The organism is Micromonospora sp. LOL_014, assembly GCF_048060245.1.
Lineage (GTDB): Bacteria > Actinomycetota > Actinomycetes > Mycobacteriales > Micromonosporaceae > Micromonospora_E.
In genome coordinates this window covers 84518-101602 of record NZ_JBHMIP010000009.1, presented here as the reverse complement: position 1 = coordinate 101602, position 17085 = coordinate 84518, and the positions used below count along the sequence as shown (strand labels likewise).

Below are 17085 nucleotides of genomic sequence, written 5' to 3'. Positions count from 1 at the left end.
CATCCTAGGTGTGCCGGCGCGGTCCCGGTCCGCGCTCGGGCGACAGACCGGATCCTGTCAGGTGGACCGGTCGATCGCTCAGGCGACCTGTCTTCGGGACCGGGGCCGGCGCTGCCGGCGGCCACGCGGCGCGGCCGTCGACCCGCCGAGCACCTCGACGTCGAACCCGGCGCGCGCGAAGACCTCGATCGCGTACCGCTCGCCGGCGTCCAGGTTGGTCACCGCGTCCGGGCTGTCGATCAGGGCACTGACCAGGCAACCCCGGCAACTCGGGCCGCGCTCGACGGCGCAGGTGTCACAGTCGATCAGCATGGTCGTCTCCTCACGTGACGGTGCGATCGGACAGTGGCCGGCGGTGACCGGCCCCCGTACGACGCAGCATCGCCGACCGACCACCGCCAGTGACATCGACGATAGGCATCAGGTACGACAGTTCCGCGCGACCGGGTGTCAGCTCAGGACCGGGCCAGTCGACGCAGCAGCGAATCAGCGCCCATCGGGTACGCGCCGTGCCGCCGGACCCCGTCGGCCACCTCCCGGTCGGAGGAGACCACCACGATCACCCGGCCGGACGGCTCGGCCCGGACCAGCCGACGGATGAGTTCATCGGCCGTTTCCCCTTTGCGGGAGAACAGCACCCGTACGCCGCGTGGGGCCGGCGGCAACCCGTGCATCCGCTCGGCGCCGTCGAAGACCACGGTCACCTCGTCCCCGGTCTGCGCGGCGATCCCACCGAGCCCGGTGATCAACCGCTTACGTTGCTGCTCCAGCGGCATCTCACCGAAGCCCCGCTTGGTCACGTTGTAGCCGTCGACGACGAGGTGGGCCCGGGGCAGGGCGAGCAGGTCGTCCAGCCGGACCGGGTCGTCGGTGTCGCGGGCCCGGGTTGACGTCGCCGCCGCCGGCCGGTCGGTGAACGCGTCGGCGACGTAGTCGGCCGGCAACCGGTCGGCCGGGTCCAGGGCAAGCTCCCGCCGCAGCCCCTGGGCTGCCTGCCCGATCGTCTCCAGCAGCAGCCACAGCCGGGCGTCGTCGACCGCCCGGGCCTCCTTCGCCGACTGCCGGGCGGCGCCGGCGGTCAGCTCCGCGTCGGCGAGCCTGGCGCGCAGCCGCCGCAGCTCCGCGTCGTGGTCGGCGGCGGCCCGCGCGGCGCGGCCGCGTTCGGTGGCGAGCAGTTCGTTGGCCCGCCGTTGCTGCGCCTGCGCCTCACGCAGCGTGCGGGACAGCTGCCGGGACTCCTCGCGGAGCTGGCCCAGCTCCTCGCGTACCCGGGCCAGCTCGTCGCGGAGCTTCTCCACCTCGACCCGGGCGACGGTGCGGTCATGTTCGGCCCGATTGGCGCGGGCCTCGGCATCACGGATCAGCTCGGCGACGGCGGCGCGGTCGGCCTCGGCCCGGACCGCCGCACCGGCGGCGTCGACCAGCTCACGCCAGCCCGCCGGCCGCATCAGGTACGCCAGGGCGGCGACCTCGACCGGGTCCGCCGCCGCGGGCGAGACCCCTTCGCTGACCGCCGTGCCCAGCTCACCGGCCTCGGTCAGCGCGCGGGCAGCCACCCGCTGCCGCAACGACGGATCGTTGGTGAGCGCTGCCGCGATGGCCGCACCGCCGTAGCGGGCCCGCCGGTTCGGCGCGAACTTGGCGACCTTGCGCAGCTGGGGTGGCATCTCGTCGGTCGGGATCTCGGGCAGCGCGGCGGCGGCGAGCACGACGATGCGCGACCGCACCGGCTCCGGCAGCACCGGCTCGGCGGGTGGACCACCGGCCGGCTGGTCGGCGGACAGGGGCAGGGCGCCGGTCGTCGGCGCCGCCCCCTCGGGACGAGCGTCGGTCGGATCCGGTGCGGCCATGCACCCCAGTCTCCCACCGGGTGGCCGCCGCGTGCCCGACAGGAAGAATGATCTCGTAGAGTCGATCGGATCGTTACCGATGGCACCCATGAGACGGCTGTGTCGTACCCACGTCCTATCGTCTGCGCCGTGGCACCGCCTGACCCCGCACCTCGACCGGCCTACACCCAGGGCTCGATCGACTCGCTGCTGTCAGCCGGGCCGGACCAGTCGCTGTCGACCGGCACGGACCGGTCGCTGCGGGAGACCACCTTCGTCGTGCTGGATCTGGAGACCACCGGCGGCGCGCCGGACGGCGGCGGCATCACCGAGATCGGCGCGGTCAAGGTGCGCGGCGGCGAGGAGCTCGGCGTCTTCGCCACGCTGGTCAACCCGGGCCGGCCGGTGCCGCCGTTCATCACCGTGCTCACCGGCATCACCGAGGCGATGCTCGTTCCCGCGCCGCCGATCGAGCAGGTGCTGCCCAGCCTGCTGGAGTTTCTCGGCGGCGCGGTGCTGGTGGCGCACAACGCGCCGTACGACGTGGGTTTTCTCAAGGCAGCGTGCGCCCGGCACGGCTATTCCTGGCCGGCGCCGACGGTGCTGGACACCGCAGCCCTCGCCCGCCGGGTGCTGACCCGCGACGAGGTGCCCAACCGCAAGCTCGGCACTCTCGCCGGCTACTTCCGCACCCCTCGGCGTCCCACCCACCGGGCCCTGGCCGACGCCCAGGCGACCGTGGACGTGCTGCACGGGCTGATCGCCCGGCTCGGCGGGCACCAGGTGACGAGCATCGGCGACGCGGTCGAATTCAGCCGGGCGGTCAGCGACGTCCAGCGACGCAAGCGGCACCTCGCCGATGGGTTGCCCCGCTCCCCCGGGGTGTACATCTTCCGGGCGGCCGACGACCGGCCACTGTACGTCGGCACCTCGGGCGACGTCGCGACCCGGGTACGCAGCTACTTCACCGCCGCCGAGCGGCGGGCGCGGATGTCCGAGATGCTGGCCGCAGCCGTGCGGGTCGACGCGGTCGAATGCGCCCACCGGCTGGAGGCCGAGGTACGTGAGCTGCGGCTGATCGCCGCCCACGCGCCGCCGTACAACCGCAGGTCGAAGTTCCCGGAGCGGGTGGTCTGGTTGAAGGTCACCGACGAGGTCTATCCACGGCTGTCCACCGTCCGGGCGATCTCACCGGCCGACACCACCGTGCTCGGGCCGTTCGCCTCCCGCCGGGCGGCCGAGCTGGCCGCCGCCGGCATCCACGACGCGCTGCCGCTGCGTCAGTGCACCCACCGGTTGTCCACCCGGACCCGGACCCCGGCCTGCGCGCTGGCCGAGCTGGGTCGTTGTCCGGCACCGTGCGAGCACCGGATCGACCCGCTGCAGTACGCCGAACTGGCCGTCACCCCGCTGCGTACGGCCCTCGAAACCGACCCGCAGCCACTGGTCGACACGTTGCTCGCCCGGATCGACCGGCTCGCCGCCGGGCAGCGGTTCGAGGAGGCGGCGGTGGTCCGGGGCCGGTTGGCCGCATTCCTGCGGGCGACCGTCCGGATGCAGCGGTTGACCGCGCTGACCCGCATCACCGAGCTGGTCGCGGCACGACGGGCCGGGCACGGTGGCTGGGAGCTGGCGATCGTCCGGCACGGTCGGCTCGCCGCCGCTGGCGTGTCGCCCCCACGGCAGCACCCTCGGGCCGCCATCGAGCTACTGTGCGCCACCGCCGAGACGGTGCCGGCCGGGCACGGTCCGGTGCCCCGGGCGAGCGCGGCCGAGAGCGAGCGGATTTTGTCCTGGTTGGAGCCGGACCAGACCCGACTGGTCAGGGTGAGCGGGGACTGGTCCTCGCCGCTGCGCGGCGCCGGCCGATTCCACCATTTGCTGGTCAAGGCCGAGGAAGCCGCCCGGACGACGGCCGGCGTCAACGAAGCGGACCAAAGACTCGACCGATCGATCACCCGCAAGTAGCCGATCGTACTACGCTCGCTCGCTTAGTCTGTTAGACAAGTGCAGTCCTGTCAGCCAACGCCCGATTCGTGGCGTGCGTCCGGGCGGTCTACCGGCCGGGCGATGGGTGAGGAGGTGTCTCCGCGTGGACGTCGACGCCGGTCCCGGCGCCGCCATCGGACGTTTCCTGCCCACCGCGACACCCCTGTCCGCCCGCCTGCGGGCCTGGCTGTCCTGGTCACCCGGCTCGCCGGAACCGGTCGCCGAGCTGATCCGGGTCCACCGGTCGATCCACCCGTCGGCGGACCCGGCGGTGCTGCGCCGCGGCTACCAGATCGCCGACAGCATGCACGCCGGCCAGTACCGCAAGAGCGGCGAGCCGTACATCACCCACCCGTTGGCCGTCGCGGAGATCTGCGCCGGGCTCGGCATGGACACCACCACCCTGGTGGCCGCGCTGCTGCACGACACCGTCGAGGACACCACGTACGACCTGCCGACACTGGCCGCAGACTTCGGCGACGAGGTCGCCCACCTGGTTGACGGGGTGACCAAGTTCGACAAGGCGTTCTACGGCAAGGCCGCCGAGGCCGAGACCATCCGAAAGATGATCATCGCTGCGGCGAAGGACGTCCGGGTGCTGGTCATCAAGCTCGCCGACCGGCTACACAACATGCGGACCCTCGGTGTGCGCTCCCCTGCCTCCCGGGCCCGGATCGCCAAGGCGACCCTGGACGTGCTGGTCCCGCTCTGCGATCGGCTCGGCATCCAGAAGCTCAAACGGGAGCTCGACGACATCGTCCTGTTCCATTTGGAGCCGGAGGCCTACCAGCAGATCGAGGAACACCTGGCCAACCGACCGGGCTGGGCGACGTACCTGGACACCGTCTGCGGACAGGCGCGGGTGACGCTACGCCGGGAGAAGGTCACTGCCCGGGTCGCGGCCCGGCCCCGGCACCGCTACTCGATCTGGAAGGACACCGTCGCCGGTGGCCACCCGGCACCGTTCGACCTGCCCCGCATCGAGGTCGTGGTCACCGGGCCGGACACCGACTGCTACGCGGCGCTCGGCGCGATCCACTGCCGCTGGCGACCGGTACCGGGCAGGTTCAAGGACTTCATCGCGGCGCCGAAGAACAACCTCTACCGCTCGCTGCACACCACGGTCATCGGCCCGGACGAACGTCCACTCGAGGTGCTGATCCGGACCGACGCGATGCACCGCTCTGCCGAGTTCGGCATCGCCGCGCCGTACCACTTCCCCAAGCCCGGCCGCAGTCGTGCCGCCGCCCGCGCCGACGAGCTGGCCTGGCTACGCAGGGCGATCGACTGGTCACAGGAGAACATCGACGCCGACCAGTTCGTTCACTCGCTGCGCTGCGACCTGGTGGACGCGCAGATCCAGGTCTTCACCGACGGCCGGCCGATCGTGCTGCCGGCCGGGTCGACGCCGGTCGACCTCGCATACGAGCTGGATTCACGGAAAGGCGCGCACTGTCTCGCCGTACGGATCAACGGCCGACTGGCACCGCTGGCCTCCGAGTTGACCGACGGCGACGTGGTCGAGATCTTCACCGAGAGCGACGACCAGCCGACCGGGACGGCACCGGCGTCAGCCGGGCCGCGGAAGGAGTGGCTGGGTTTCGTCAAGTCGCCGCAGGCCCAGATGCAGATCAACCGCTGGTTCGCCGAACACTCCGAACCGGGCATCAGCATCAGCGACAAGGTACGCCTCGGCCGCGCCACCGTCAGCCTGATCCTGCGCAAACACGACCGGGCGTTGTCCAACGACAAACCACTGCGCCAGCTCGCGGAGAGCCTCAAGTACCCGGACATGGAGACCCTGCTGGTCGCGGTGGTGGACCGGACCATCGAGCCCGAGGCCGTCGTCGACCAGCTCATCGCCCTGGTCGACCAGCCGGGCTGACCTGGCCCGGCGCCGGTGACCGGCTACCTCTAGCCTGAACAGTATGATCATCCGCCGATCCCCCGCACGCGCCCTGTTGTACGGCGTGTTCTACCGGTTGCCGCACCCGGTCCGTCGGCGGTTGGTCCGGCTCGCTGTGCAGAAGTACATCGTCGGCGCCGTGACGCTGGTGACCGATGCCGAAGTCGATCCGTCGGCACCCGCCCGACTGCTGCTGCTGCGCCAGCCACCCGGCCGGGGCTGGACGCTGCCCGCCGGTCTGCTGCGACACCGCGAAGCGCCGGTGGTCGGCGCGGCCCGGGAGCTCGCCGAGGAGACCGGCATCCGGCTGGCCCCGGACCAGCTACGCCCGGCGGTGCCGAACGCCGTGGTGCACGCCAAGGGCTGGGTGGACGTCGTCTTCGAAGCCGCCGTGGCAGCGTCGCGAACCCAACTGGTGGTGGACGGGGCCGAGGTGTACGAAGCCGCCTGGCACCGGCTCGACGACCTGCCCCGGCTGACCCCGGCGACCGCCCGGCTGCTGGCGCACTACGGCATCGGACCGCTCGTCGTGCCAGCGGAGACCGACGTACCAGCGAAGACCGGCCCGCCAGCGGGCCAGGAGCCGGGGTGAGCGCACCGGCGGTCGGACCGGACCGGATCTGCGCAGTGGTCCTCGCCGCCGGTGAAGGCCGCCGGCTGCGGCCGTTGACCGGTCTCGTCCCGAAGGCGCTCTGCCCGGTCGGGAACGTACCGCTGCTGGACCGGGCACTCGACCGGGTCGGAGCCCTCGGCTTCACCGGGCCGGCGGCGGTCGCGGTCAACGCCTGCTACCTCGGCCGGCAGGTGGTGACCCATGTCGGAGACCGGGCACAGCTGTCCGTGGAGCCAGGAGACCCGTTGGGCACCGCCGGCGGCGTCGGCCGGCTACGCGACTGGATCGGCGGTCGCGGCGTGCTGGTCGGCAACGTCGACGGCTATCTAGCCCATCCAGATCTCGATCCTGGGCCGGACATCGCGACACTGCTCGACGGCTGGGACGGCGAAACCGTCCGGCTGCTGGGCAAGCGGTTCACCGACCCGGCCGCCCGGGGCGGCTTCGACGGGCACCGGTTCGCCGGCTTCTCGCTGCTGCCGTGGCGCTACGTCAGCGGACTACCGGCCGCCCCCGGCGAGCTGGTCCGTACCGTCTGGCGGCCCGCGGAGGCGGCCGGCGCGCTGCAGGTGATCAACTATCCGGGTACCTACCTGGACACCGGGACACCACCGGACTACCTCGCGGCCAATCTGCATGCGGCAGGTGGCCGGAGCCTCCTCGACCCGTCGGCCACGGTGACCGGCCCGGTCGACCGCTCCGTCGTCGGTGCCGGCGCGGTGGTACGGGGGACGCTGGTCCGCTCAGTGGTGTGGCCCGGCGCGCAGGTGCATGCGGGGGAACGGCTGACCGACGCGATCCGGGTGGGCAGCGATCTGACAGTGTCCGCCGGTTGACCGTTCACTATTGAGTAACATCGGCGGCGGACGCCGGTGAGAGACGGAGGGCCTGCGTGATCACTGCCATCGTGTTGATCGACTGCGCCACGGACTCGATCCCGGAGGTGGCCGAGGCGCTCGCCGGTCTCGACGGGGTGAGCGAGGTCTACTCGGTGGCCGGGCACGTGGACCTGATCGCGATCGTCCGGGTGCGGGAGTTCGACCAGATCGCCGATGTGATCGCCGGACGGATCTCGAAGGTTCCGGGCGTACTCAGCACCGAGTCGCACATCGCCTTTCGCGCCTACTCGCAGCACGATCTGGAAGCGGCCTTCGCCATCGGGCTGGCCGACACGGACTGACCGACGACAGCGCTGAGCCAACCGCGGGAACTGACAGCTGCCGCAGGCAGAGCCGCCCAGCAAACATGACGACGCGGCTGGTCGGCGGGGCCCCAGACCCCTGGCGACCAGCCGCGTCACCGTACGGTGTCTGACGTCGGCTGCCCGTCAGCAGACGGGCGGTGAGGTCGACGGTGCCCAGCGGAACGAGGTGATCTGATCGTTCGCAAGCGGATCAACGTTGCCACCGCCGCTGTAGGGCGGGACGAAGATGTGCCAGTTGCCATCGTAGTTGAGGTCGGGATACAGGCAGACGCCCCGGGCGGAAGTGTTCCGGACCGAGCTGATCTTGTCGTCGAAGCTCCATGCCCGTAGGTCCGGCTGGTTGCCGGTGTTGACCGACGCCCAGACCATCAGGCCGTTACCTCCGCTGTGCTCCCACATGCACATGGCGTTGGCCGGACAGTCCCAGTAGGCGGCTTGCGCAGGCGACGGCGTCACGACTACCAGGGCCATGGTGGCGCCAATGGCCCACGTCAGCAACTTCCTTGCCAGCTTCACGTAGCTCCTCCTCCGAGCGACTACCTTGCGGTTGATCGATCGCTGTCGACTATGACGCTACGTCGAGAGGAAACCGTCACCAATGGATCACCGCAGTCTCTTAGGGATACCGCTACTACCATGGCGACAGGGCTTGTGGGGGCGGCCGGTGCAGGTATGAGATCACAGAGGCGCCCGCCGATCTGCTCGGCGGACGCCTCTGTCGACTCCGGGTGCGCGGTGGTCAGCGGCTGCCGCTGCTGATCTCCTCGCGGTCGGCCGGCTGCTTCTCCTTGCCAGCCGACCGCAGTTCGGCCGGCTGTTCCTCGGCCGGGTCGATCGCCACATGCGCTGGCGGCGGAACCTGTGCCGGCTTCTCGATCGGGAAGAAGAAGCCCTTGACCGCCGGGCCGAGCGCGCCTAGCCGGTTCATCTTTTTCGGCACCACCCAGCCGACGTACTCCAGCTTGCCGTGGCCGTGCTCGTCGGTCGGTCCCAGCGGCTGGTGCACTTCGACGAAGCGGCCGTCAGGCAGCCGTCGGATGATGCCGGTCTCGACACCGTGCGCCAGCACTTCCCGGTCGTGCTGCTGCAGACCGAGACAGATCCGGTAGGTGACGTAGTAGGCCAACGGCGGGAGCAGGATCAATCCGATCCGGCCGGCCCAGGTCATCGCGTTCAGGCTGATGAAGAACTTGTCGGCGAACACGTCGTTGCCGCCGGAGATGGTCAGCACGATGAAGAAGGTGACCGCCATCGCGCCGACGGCGGTCCGGGCCGGCACGTCCCGGGGCCGCTGCAGCAGGTTGTGGCTGGCTTTGTCCTTCGTGTACCGCGCTTCGAGGAACGGGTACACCAGGGAGAGCATGACCAGGATGCCGGGCAGTACCACGGTCGGCCAGAACAGCGGCGGGATCACGTACCCGTCACCGATCGGGATGGTCAGCTCCCACGCTGGCATCAACCGGGTGGAGCCGTCCAGGAACATGACGTACCAGTCGGGTTGGCTCGCCGCCGAGACCACGGCGGCCTCGTACGGGCCGAACAGCCACACCGGGTTGATCTGGAAGACTCCCGCCATCAGGGCGACCACCCCGAAGACGATCATGAAGAAGCCGCCTTGCTTGATTGCGTAGCGGGGGAACATCCGCTCGCCGACCACGTTGTCGTTGGTCCGTCCCGGGCCAGGCCACTGGGTGTGCTTCTGCTTGAAGACCAGGCCGAGGTGGGCGCTGATCAGCGCCACCAGCAGCCCGGGGATCAGCAGCACATGGGCGATGTAGAACCGGCTGATGATGATCGTGCCCGGGAACTCGCCGCCGAAGATCGACGAGGTGACCCAGGACCCGATCACCGGGATGGACAGCATGATCGCCGACGCGATCCGCAGCCCGGTGCCGGACAGGCCGTCGTCGGGCAGCGAGTAGCCGGTGAAGCCGGCGAGGAAGCCGACCCAGAACAGCAGCGAGCCGATGATCCAGTTGGCCTCACGCGGCTTGCGGAACGCGCCGGTGAAGAACACCCGCAGCATGTGCACCACGATCGACGCCATGAACAGCAGCGCCCCCCAGTGGTGCATCTGCCGCATGATCAGGCCGCCCCGGACGTCGAACGAGATGTCCAGCGTCGACGCGTACGCCGCCGACATGGGGATGCCGCGCAGCGGGGCGTAACTGCCGTCGTAGGTGACCTCCTCCATCGACGGGTCGAAGAAGAAGGTCAGGTAGACGCCGGTGAGCAGGACGACGACGAACGAGAAGAGCGCGATCTCACCGAGCAGGAACGACCAGTGGTCCGGGAAGACTTTGTTCAGCAGCTTGCGCAGCGGCGTAGCTGCCTGGAACCGGTCGTCGAGCTGCCCGGCGGCCTGGCCGGGCAGCGCACGGGCGTCGAACTTACGGCGTTTCATGGCCGCTCCCAGAAGTCGGGTCCGACGATCTCGGTGTAGTCGGAGGTGGCGACGAAGAAGCCCTCGTCGTCGACGGAGATGGGCAGCTGCGGCAGCCGACGGCTGGCCGGGCCGAAGACCGGCTTGGCGTTGTCGGTGATCAGGAACTGCGACTGGTGGCAGGGGCAGAGCAGCCGGTTGGTCTGCTGCTCGTACAGGCTCGCCGGGCAGCCCGCGTGGGTGCAGATCTTCGAGTACGCGATGTAGTTGCCCCACATGTAGTCGGGCTTGCCCACCGCCTCGTTGTTCTCCCGGGCGGTCCGGGCGTCGTCCAGCCGCAGATGGATCAGCAGGGTCGGCGAGTCGGCGTACCGGTTGGTGTGCCCGCCGGGAATTCCGGGGAAGACCGTCATCTGACCACCGACGCTGACGTCCGCGGGCCGGATCGGCGAGCCGTCCTCCCTGGTCAGCCGGACCAGCTCGGTGCCGCCACCGACCGTCTCGACCGGCTCCCAGCCGGTGGTGGCCATCTGGTTGTCGGTGTGCGGATCCCGGATCAGGCCGCCGACCAGCGGTGCGGCCGCGACCGCGGCGACCGGAGCCAACCCGGCCAGCAGCGACACCCCGAGCAGCGGACGGCGCTTCACCCCGAGCTCGTCCACCATGTAGGTGAGCGTGCCGCCGGTGATCTTGCGGTCGTCCGGGCTGGACGGGCCGTCGTGCCGGTCCTGGATTGCCACCTCGTGGGGCAGCAGCTTCTTGCCCCAGGTAAGGATGCCGACGCCGATGGCCAGCAAGGTCAGCCCGAGGCTGACGCCCAGCAGCGGAGTGTAGAACTTGCTGATCCCGGTGCCGAGCTCGTACTCCCAGGGCCACCAGATGTACACCACCAGGAACGCGGTCGCGGTGAGCCCGGCGAGCAGGAACAGCCCGGCGACGAACCGGCTGATCCGCCGTTCCGTCCTGGTGCCGGGTACCGGAAATGGCGGCTCGTAGTGGACGATCTCGATGTCGTCGCGCCGGGCGCCCTCGCGCAGCACGTCGAACGACGTCAGCCGAGGGTCGTCCAGGCTCACCTGCGCCGGCTGGCGGTGCTGCTGAGTGGTGGTGGTGGTGGTGTCGATGTCGGTGCTCATGACTTCCCCGCAATCCACAGGCTGGCGAAGACCAGCGCGGTGATGCCGACCAGGAAGATGGCGATGCCCTCGGTCACCGGACCGTACCGGCCGAGGTTGGCCAGCCCGCCGGGGTCACCGTCGGTCTTCAGCCCTTCCTGCACGAAGGCGATGATGTCGCGCTTCTGCTCGGGGGTGAGCTGGTTGTCCCCGAAGACCGGCATGTTCTGCGGACCGGTCAGCATGGCGGCGTACAGCTGCCGGTCGGTGGCCGGGTCCAGGCTCGGTGCGTACTTGCCGGAGGACAGCGCGCCGCCGCCGCCGCTGAAGGCGTGGCAGGACGAACAGTTGATCCGGTAGAGATGGCCGCCGACGGCGATGTCACCGCCGGTACGCAGCATGTCGCCGGCCGGCAGCTGCGGGCCGCCGCCCAGCTCCTGGATGTACTGGCCGAGCTGGCGGATCTCCTCCTCGGTGAAGACCACCGGCTTGCGCTCGGCCTGGGCCTCCTGTCGGGCCATCGGCATCCGGCCCGAGCCGACCTGGAACTCCACCGACGCCGATCCGACACCGATCAGACTGGGGCCGCGTCCCTCGACGCCCTGGGCGTTACGCCCGTGGCAGGAGATGCAGCTCTGGTCGAACAGCGCCTTGCCGTCCTCGGCCGCCTGGGACAGCTGCGGGGTGTCCTGCGCCTGCAGGCCAGGGGCGAAGACGGTGTACGCACCGCCGGCCAGGAACAGCGCGGCGAGCAACCGGACCGCGGTGCCCAGCCGACGGCGGCCCCGGCCTCGCGGCGTGGCCCGCCCGCTGCGCAGCCGGGCGAGGAGACCACGTCCGCGGTCGGCTCGCCGGTCGGCGGGGGTGTCAGATGTCATTGACCTGAATCCTTGTCGGTTTTGCGACCTGCCTGGTCGGCACGACGCCGCACCATCACGGTGAGTGACCGCTTGATGATCATTGCAGCCAGTAGATCATGAAGTAGAGGCCGATCCAGACCACGTCAACGAAGTGCCAGTAGTACGACACGACGATGGCCGAGGTGGCCTGGGCTGGAGTGAACCGCCCCATCGTGGTCCGGACCATGTAGATCAGGAAGGCGACCAGGCCACCCGCCACGTGCAGCCCGTGGAAGCCGGTGGTGAGGTAGAACACCGAGCCGTAGCCGTCACCGTTGATCTTGATGCCGTGGTGGACCAGCTCCCGGTACTCGTTGACCTGGCCGAGCAGGAAGATCAGGCCCATCACGAAGGTGATCGTGAACCACCGCCGCAGCGCGTGCACGTCCCCCCGCTCCGCGGCGAACACCCCGATCTGGCAGGTGACCGAGGAGGCCACCAGGATCGCGGTGAAGACCGTCGCGTACGGGATGTTCAGCTGTGGGGTGTGCTCCTCCCACATGCTGTAGTCCGCCGCACGGATGGAGAAGTACATCGCGAACAGCGCCGCGAAGAACATCAGTTCGCTGGAGAGCCACACGATCGTCCCGACGCTGACCATGTTCGGTCGGGTCAGCGAGTGGATCCGGCTCTTGTCAATCGCTGGGGCCGCAGTCACGCGGTCATTATTGCTGCCGGTCAGTGCCCACGGACGGCGGGGTGGCAAACCCGACCCGTCGGTGGGCCGGATAACGTCGACCGAGGCCGCTGGCCTAGCCTCGTCATGTGGCAGATGTCGCTGCGATGGCCGTCCCGCCGTTCACGGTCTCGGCCCTGTTCACCGAGATCCAGCTGACCAACTGGCTGGCGCTGACACTCGTCGTGGCCGCCGGCCTCTACCTGTACGGGGTGCACCGGCTACGACTGCGCGGCGACCGGTGGCCGGTGTCACGCACCGTACTGTTCCTCGGCCCCGGACTGGGTGGCATCGCCGCCGTCACGGTGAGCGGACTGGGCGCCTACGACACCACTCTGCTGTCAGTGCACATGGTCCAGCACATGGTGCTGTCGATGATCGCGCCGATCTTTCTCGCCCTGGGCGCACCGATCACCCTGGCGCTGCGCACCCTGCCCGGCAACCCGCGGCGCCGCCTGCTCGCCGTCCTGCACAGCAGGTACGCCCGGGTGGTCGCCTTCCCGCTGGTCGCCTTCGGCCTGTTCGTGATCAACCCATTTGTGCTGTATTTCACTGATCTTTACCGGTTGACCCTGGAGAGCAGCCTCGCCCACGAGTTCGTCCACGCCCACTTCATCATGACCGGCTGCCTGTTCTTCTGGCCGCTGGTCGGGCTCGACCCGCTGCCCGGCCGCTGGCCGTACCCGGCCCGGGCGCTGCTGATGGTGCTCTCCGTGCCGTTCCACACCGTGCTCGGGCTCACCGTCATGCAGAGCAGCACCCTGTTCGGCGGCGACTGGTATCCGTCGCTCGGACTGACCTGGGCCGACCCGTGGGCCGACCAGGAGGTGGCCGGCGGCGTCCTGTGGGCCGGCGGGGAGTTCGTCAGCGTCACCATGCTCGCCGTGCTGGTGGTGCAGTGGATGCGCCAGTCCGAGCGGGAAGCCCGACGCATCGACCGGGAACTCGACCGCCAGGAGGCGCGACAGGCCCGCGTGGCGGCCGCCGCCGACTGACCCGCTCGCCGGACGCGACCCGGACGGACGGTACGATCAGCGCGCAGCTACGAGGTGGGAGTCGAGCGAGAAGATGACCGAGCGCGTGCACACCGTCCTGCTCTACAGCGATGACCCGCAGGTACGGGACCGGATGCGGCTGGCCGTCGGCACCCGCCCCGCCACCGACCTGACCGTCGAGTTCGTCGAGGCGTCCGACTACGCCGGCTGCGTCCGGCTGGTCGACGAGTACGAGATCGACCTGATGCTGCTCGACGGTGAGGCCACCCCCGGCGGCGGGCTTGGTATCGCCCGGCAGATCAAGGACGACCGCGCCGACGCGCCGCCGACCTGCGTGGTGATCGCCCGCGCCGCCGACCGCTGGCTGGCCTCGTTCGCCGAGGTCGACGCCACCCTGATGCACCCGCTCGACCCGGTGACCACCGGCCAGACCATCGCCGGCATGCTGCGCGGCCGGTCCGGCAAGCTGCCCGCCGCCTGACCCACCCCTGCACCGAGCCGCACCGTCCACGCTCCGCCGCACCGCCCCGCACCGCGCACGCCCCCATCGCACCTGGGAGAGGCCCCATGGGTGAACGGTCCTGGCCGAATCTGCTCAACGCGCTGCTCGCTGGCGAACAGCTCTCCACCGCCGACACCACCTGGGCGATGGACGAGATCATGACAGGCTCCGCCACACCCGCGCAGATCGCCGGCTTCGCCGTCGCGCTGCGAGCCAAGGGCGAGACGTCGGCCGAACTGGTCGGGCTGGTGGAGGCGATGATCGCCAACGCGGTGCCGGTCGGTCTGCCGGACGCGCTGCGCGCCGACGCGGTGGACGTCGTCGGCACCGGCGGCGACCGGGCGCACACGGTCAACATCTCCACCATGGCTGCGATCGTGGTGGCTGCGGCCGGTGCCCGGGTGGTCAAGCACGGCAACCGGGCTGCCTCGTCGTCGTGCGGGGCCGCCGACCTGCTGGAGCACTTCGGCATCCCGCTCGACCTGGGCCCCGAGGGGGTGGCCCGGTGCGTCGCCGAGGTCGGCATCGGGTTCTGCTTCGCCGCCCGGTACCACCCGGGGATGCGGCACACCGGGACGACCCGGCGGGAGATCGGCGTACCGACCGTATTCAACTTCCTCGGCCCGCTGACCAACCCGGCCCGGCCCCGGGCCGGGGCGATCGGCTGTTTCGACACCCGGATGGCGCCGGTGATGGCCGAGGTGTTCGCCACCCGGGGCGACACTGCACTGGTGATGCGGGGTGAGGACGGGCTGGATGAGCTCAGCACCGCCGCCCCGACCAGGGTCTGGTTCGCCGCCGACGGCGTGGTGCGCGCGATGGTCGTGGACGCCGCCGAGGACCTGGGGGTCGCCCGCAGCGCCCCCGGTGATCTCCGGGGCGGAGATGCCGCCTTCAACGCCGACGTCACCCGCCGGCTGCTCGCCGGCCAGACCGGTCCGGTCCGGGACGCGGTGCTGGTCAACGCCGCAGCGGCGCTGACCGCTCAGGCGGTACAGACCGGCGCCGCGCCGGTTGACGAGCCGCTGGAGACGATGCGGGCACAGTTGGGCCGGGCCGCCGAGGCAGTGGACAGCGGCGCCGCCGCCGCACTGCTGGACCGGTGGGTGCAAGTGGCCCAGTCGGCTGCGGGTACCACCACCGGGCCGCAGATTCGATGACGTAGCGTAGTCGCCGACCGCAAGGCTACGCGTACCTGCCGCTGATCCTGCGCTGGGTGCTGTACGTGGCGAGCGCCTCGCTCACCGTATGGATGCTGGCTACCGCCGGACCAGGAGTTGCTGCCCGGACTGCTGCTATTGACCGTCGGTCAGGGTGTCTGGGTGGCACTGCGGCCTGGCGGCTGCGGCACCCGCAACTGCTGCTCATGGTCGCCGAGGTGATCTACCGGTGATCTTCGCCCACGCGGCGGTCAAGGTCATCCGCCGACCCACCGTCGACCGCTGCGTCTGGTCCTCGCCGGAGCGGATCGGCACCTCGGTAGCCGTCGCCGGCTGGGTGCGAAGCTGCGCCGCCGCAACAATCGGTGACGGCCGGCTCAGCCGAAGCGGGTGATAGTCGACTCAGTGCTCGGCCCGGCTCAGTGCTCGGCGGTACGCCGGGTGCCGGTGTAGTACTCGAACAGCAGGCCGGCTGCGGTGGCGATCACCGAGAGCAGGCCGAAGATCAGCAGCCACCACTGCCAGAAGACCAGGCCGAGACCGGCGATGGTGGCGGCCAGCGCCACCCCGAACGGCCAGTAGCTGCCCGGGCTGAAAAAGCCGACCTCGCCCGCTCCGTCGGAGATCTCAGCGTCCGGCCGGTCCTCGGGACGCAGATCGATCCGACGCGACACGAACCAGAAGAAGCCGCCACACATCGCGCAGAGCAGGAAGGACAGGATCAGCGCCGTGGTGCCGATCCACTCGACGTGCCCGAGCTGCCCGTAGGTCCACGCCGGGTAGACACCGGACACGACGAGCAGGAACGCCGCGACGATGCCGAACAGTCGCCACTCGGTCTTCATGACCGGCCCTCAGCTTCCCGCGCCCTGGGCGCTCGCGTTCCCGAAGTTCTGCGCGTCACGCTTGGTGTCGAACGGGAAGGTGGTCACCGCGTACGGCTCCTCCCCGATCGCGGCCAACGCGTCCGGCGTCGAGCTACCGGCCTGCTTGGCCGCGATGAACTGGTCGTACTGCTCCGGGTCGACCACCCGCATCTCGAAGTTCATCATCGAGTGGTACGTGCCACACAGCTCGGCGCACCGGCCGACGTAGGCACCGTTCTGTTCGACGGTCACCTCGAACTGGTTACGGATGCTGCCCGGGAAGACGTCCCGCTTGAACAGCAGCTCCGGCACCCAGAACGAGTGGATGACGTCGGTACTGGTCTCCTCGAACCGGATGGTCCGCTCCGACGGGACCACCAGCACCGGGATGAGGTCGGAGGAACCGACCGTCGACGCCACCGTGTTGGCGTCTTCACCGACCCCGTCGCGGTAGTTGAACTGCCAGTTCCACTTGAACGCGACGACCTCGACGGTGACGTCCGGGTCCTCACTGAGCCGGTCGACGTCGGTCTGCACGACGGCCGTGTAGTAGAACAGGACCGACACGACCAGAATCGGCGCGATGGTGTAGAGGAACTCCATCGGCATGTTGAACCGGGTCTGCACCGGCAGCTGGTCGCCGCGCTTGCGGTACCGAATGATGCACCAGAAGATCAGGCCCCAGACAAAGACGCCGACCGCGAGCGCCGCGATCACCGAGGCGATCCACAGGTCGTACATCCGGTGGGCCTGCGGGGTGATGCCCTGCGGCCAGCCGAAGCCGCCGAACGCCTCCCCGACGTCGCAGCCAGTGAGCAGGGTGAGCAGTGCCGCGCCGCCGAGACCGAGCCCAGCGGCCCGGAACCGGAGCTGTCGCCGGCCGGGCGCGCGCCATGCGTGCGTCGGCTGCCGGCCGTCGGCCGACGGCTGCCCTGCTGAATCGCTTGC

Annotated in this window: 18 protein-coding genes; 9 read left to right on the top strand and 9 right to left on the bottom strand. The window is 70.1% G+C overall.

The window, feature by feature from the left end; genetic code table 11:
• Positions 1-78: 78 nt before the first annotated feature.
• Both ACFHW1_RS10365 and ACFHW1_RS10360 read right to left on the bottom strand, forming a co-directional pair.
• Positions 79-312: a hypothetical protein gene (locus ACFHW1_RS10365; protein ID WP_416551547.1), complete on the bottom strand. Its 234-nt coding sequence runs from the start codon at positions 310-312 to the stop codon at positions 79-81.
• Between the two features lie 143 nt (positions 313-455).
• Entirely contained in the window at positions 456-1850 is a 1395-nt protein-coding gene (locus tag ACFHW1_RS10360) for an NYN domain-containing protein (RefSeq protein ID WP_416551545.1), read from the bottom strand.
• Between the two features lie 177 nt (positions 1851-2027).
• Here ACFHW1_RS10360 and ACFHW1_RS10355 point away from each other — a divergent pair, with 177 nt between their 5' ends.
• The 5 genes from ACFHW1_RS10355 to ACFHW1_RS10335 all read left to right on the top strand — a co-directional run bounded on the left by ACFHW1_RS10355 (position 2028) and on the right by ACFHW1_RS10335 (position 7517).
• The gene (locus ACFHW1_RS10355; protein WP_416551807.1) at positions 2028-3797 is read left to right on the top strand and encodes a DEDD exonuclease domain-containing protein; all 1770 of its coding nucleotides are present in this window, start codon (positions 2028-2030) and stop codon (positions 3795-3797) included.
• A gap of 124 nt (positions 3798-3921) precedes the next feature.
• A complete protein-coding gene (locus ACFHW1_RS10350; protein ID WP_416551543.1) occupies positions 3922-5703 on the top strand; it encodes a RelA/SpoT family protein in 1782 nt (593 codons plus the stop codon).
• A gap of 43 nt (positions 5704-5746) precedes the next feature.
• On the top strand, positions 5747-6316 hold the full coding sequence (locus tag ACFHW1_RS10345) for an NUDIX hydrolase (RefSeq protein ID WP_416551541.1): 570 nt from the start codon (positions 5747-5749) through the stop codon (positions 6314-6316).
• Positions 6313-7173, top strand: coding sequence for a nucleotidyltransferase family protein (locus tag ACFHW1_RS10340; protein ID WP_416551539.1), 861 nt, complete (start codon positions 6313-6315; stop codon positions 7171-7173). The genes ACFHW1_RS10345 and ACFHW1_RS10340 overlap by 4 nt, the downstream gene beginning before the upstream one ends.
• A gap of 56 nt (positions 7174-7229) precedes the next feature.
• Positions 7230-7517, top strand: a complete 288-nt coding sequence (locus ACFHW1_RS10335) for an Lrp/AsnC family transcriptional regulator (protein WP_416551537.1) — start codon at positions 7230-7232, stop codon at positions 7515-7517.
• Positions 7518-7664: 147 nt separating this feature from the next.
• On the opposite strand, the gene ACFHW1_RS10330 is transcribed toward ACFHW1_RS10335, so the two are convergent.
• From ACFHW1_RS10330 to ACFHW1_RS10310, 5 genes are all read right to left on the bottom strand, one after another.
• Positions 7665-8057: a peptidase inhibitor family I36 protein gene (locus ACFHW1_RS10330; protein WP_416551535.1), complete on the bottom strand. Its 393-nt coding sequence runs from the start codon at positions 8055-8057 to the stop codon at positions 7665-7667.
• A gap of 223 nt (positions 8058-8280) precedes the next feature.
• The gene (locus tag ACFHW1_RS10325; protein WP_416551533.1) at positions 8281-9945 is read right to left on the bottom strand and encodes a cytochrome b; all 1665 of its coding nucleotides are present in this window, start codon (positions 9943-9945) and stop codon (positions 8281-8283) included.
• Positions 9942-11060, bottom strand: coding sequence for a ubiquinol-cytochrome c reductase iron-sulfur subunit (locus ACFHW1_RS10320; RefSeq protein WP_416551531.1), 1119 nt, complete (start codon positions 11058-11060; stop codon positions 9942-9944). The genes ACFHW1_RS10325 and ACFHW1_RS10320 overlap by 4 nt, the downstream gene beginning before the upstream one ends.
• A complete protein-coding gene (locus tag ACFHW1_RS10315) occupies positions 11057-11917 on the bottom strand; it encodes a cytochrome c (protein ID WP_416551529.1) in 861 nt (286 codons plus the stop codon). The genes ACFHW1_RS10320 and ACFHW1_RS10315 overlap by 4 nt, the downstream gene beginning before the upstream one ends.
• Positions 11918-11996: 79 nt before the next feature.
• Positions 11997-12596 carry a cytochrome c oxidase subunit 3 gene (locus ACFHW1_RS10310; protein ID WP_282231574.1) on the bottom strand — a complete coding sequence of 200 codons (600 nt, stop codon included), beginning with the start codon at positions 12594-12596 and terminating at the stop codon, positions 11997-11999.
• A gap of 107 nt (positions 12597-12703) precedes the next feature.
• Between ACFHW1_RS10310 and ACFHW1_RS10305 the strand changes: the two genes are divergently transcribed.
• From ACFHW1_RS10305 to ACFHW1_RS10290, 4 genes are all read left to right on the top strand, one after another.
• Entirely contained in the window at positions 12704-13609 is a 906-nt protein-coding gene (locus tag ACFHW1_RS10305; RefSeq protein ID WP_416551527.1) for a cytochrome c oxidase assembly protein, read from the top strand.
• A gap of 73 nt (positions 13610-13682) precedes the next feature.
• Complete coding sequence (locus ACFHW1_RS10300) at positions 13683-14090, top strand: hypothetical protein (protein ID WP_416551525.1); 408 nt, start codon at positions 13683-13685, stop codon at positions 14088-14090.
• A gap of 86 nt (positions 14091-14176) precedes the next feature.
• On the top strand, positions 14177-15271 hold the full coding sequence (trpD, locus tag ACFHW1_RS10295) for an anthranilate phosphoribosyltransferase (RefSeq protein ID WP_416551523.1): 1095 nt from the start codon (positions 14177-14179) through the stop codon (positions 15269-15271).
• Between the two features lie 229 nt (positions 15272-15500).
• Positions 15501-15665 carry a hypothetical protein gene (locus tag ACFHW1_RS10290; protein WP_416567551.1) on the top strand — a complete coding sequence of 55 codons (165 nt, stop codon included), beginning with the start codon at positions 15501-15503 and terminating at the stop codon, positions 15663-15665.
• 25 nt (positions 15666-15690) lie between these two features.
• On the opposite strand, the gene ACFHW1_RS10285 is transcribed toward ACFHW1_RS10290, so the two are convergent.
• Both ACFHW1_RS10285 and coxB read right to left on the bottom strand, forming a co-directional pair.
• Positions 15691-16116: a cytochrome c oxidase subunit 4 gene (locus ACFHW1_RS10285; protein WP_416551521.1), complete on the bottom strand. Its 426-nt coding sequence runs from the start codon at positions 16114-16116 to the stop codon at positions 15691-15693.
• A 9-nt stretch (positions 16117-16125) separates the two neighbouring features.
• Positions 16126-16965 (bottom strand): cytochrome c oxidase subunit II, encoded by an 840-nt coding sequence (coxB, locus tag ACFHW1_RS10280; RefSeq protein ID WP_416551806.1) that lies wholly within the window; start codon positions 16963-16965, stop codon positions 16126-16128.
• Positions 16966-17085 lie beyond the last annotated feature (120 nt).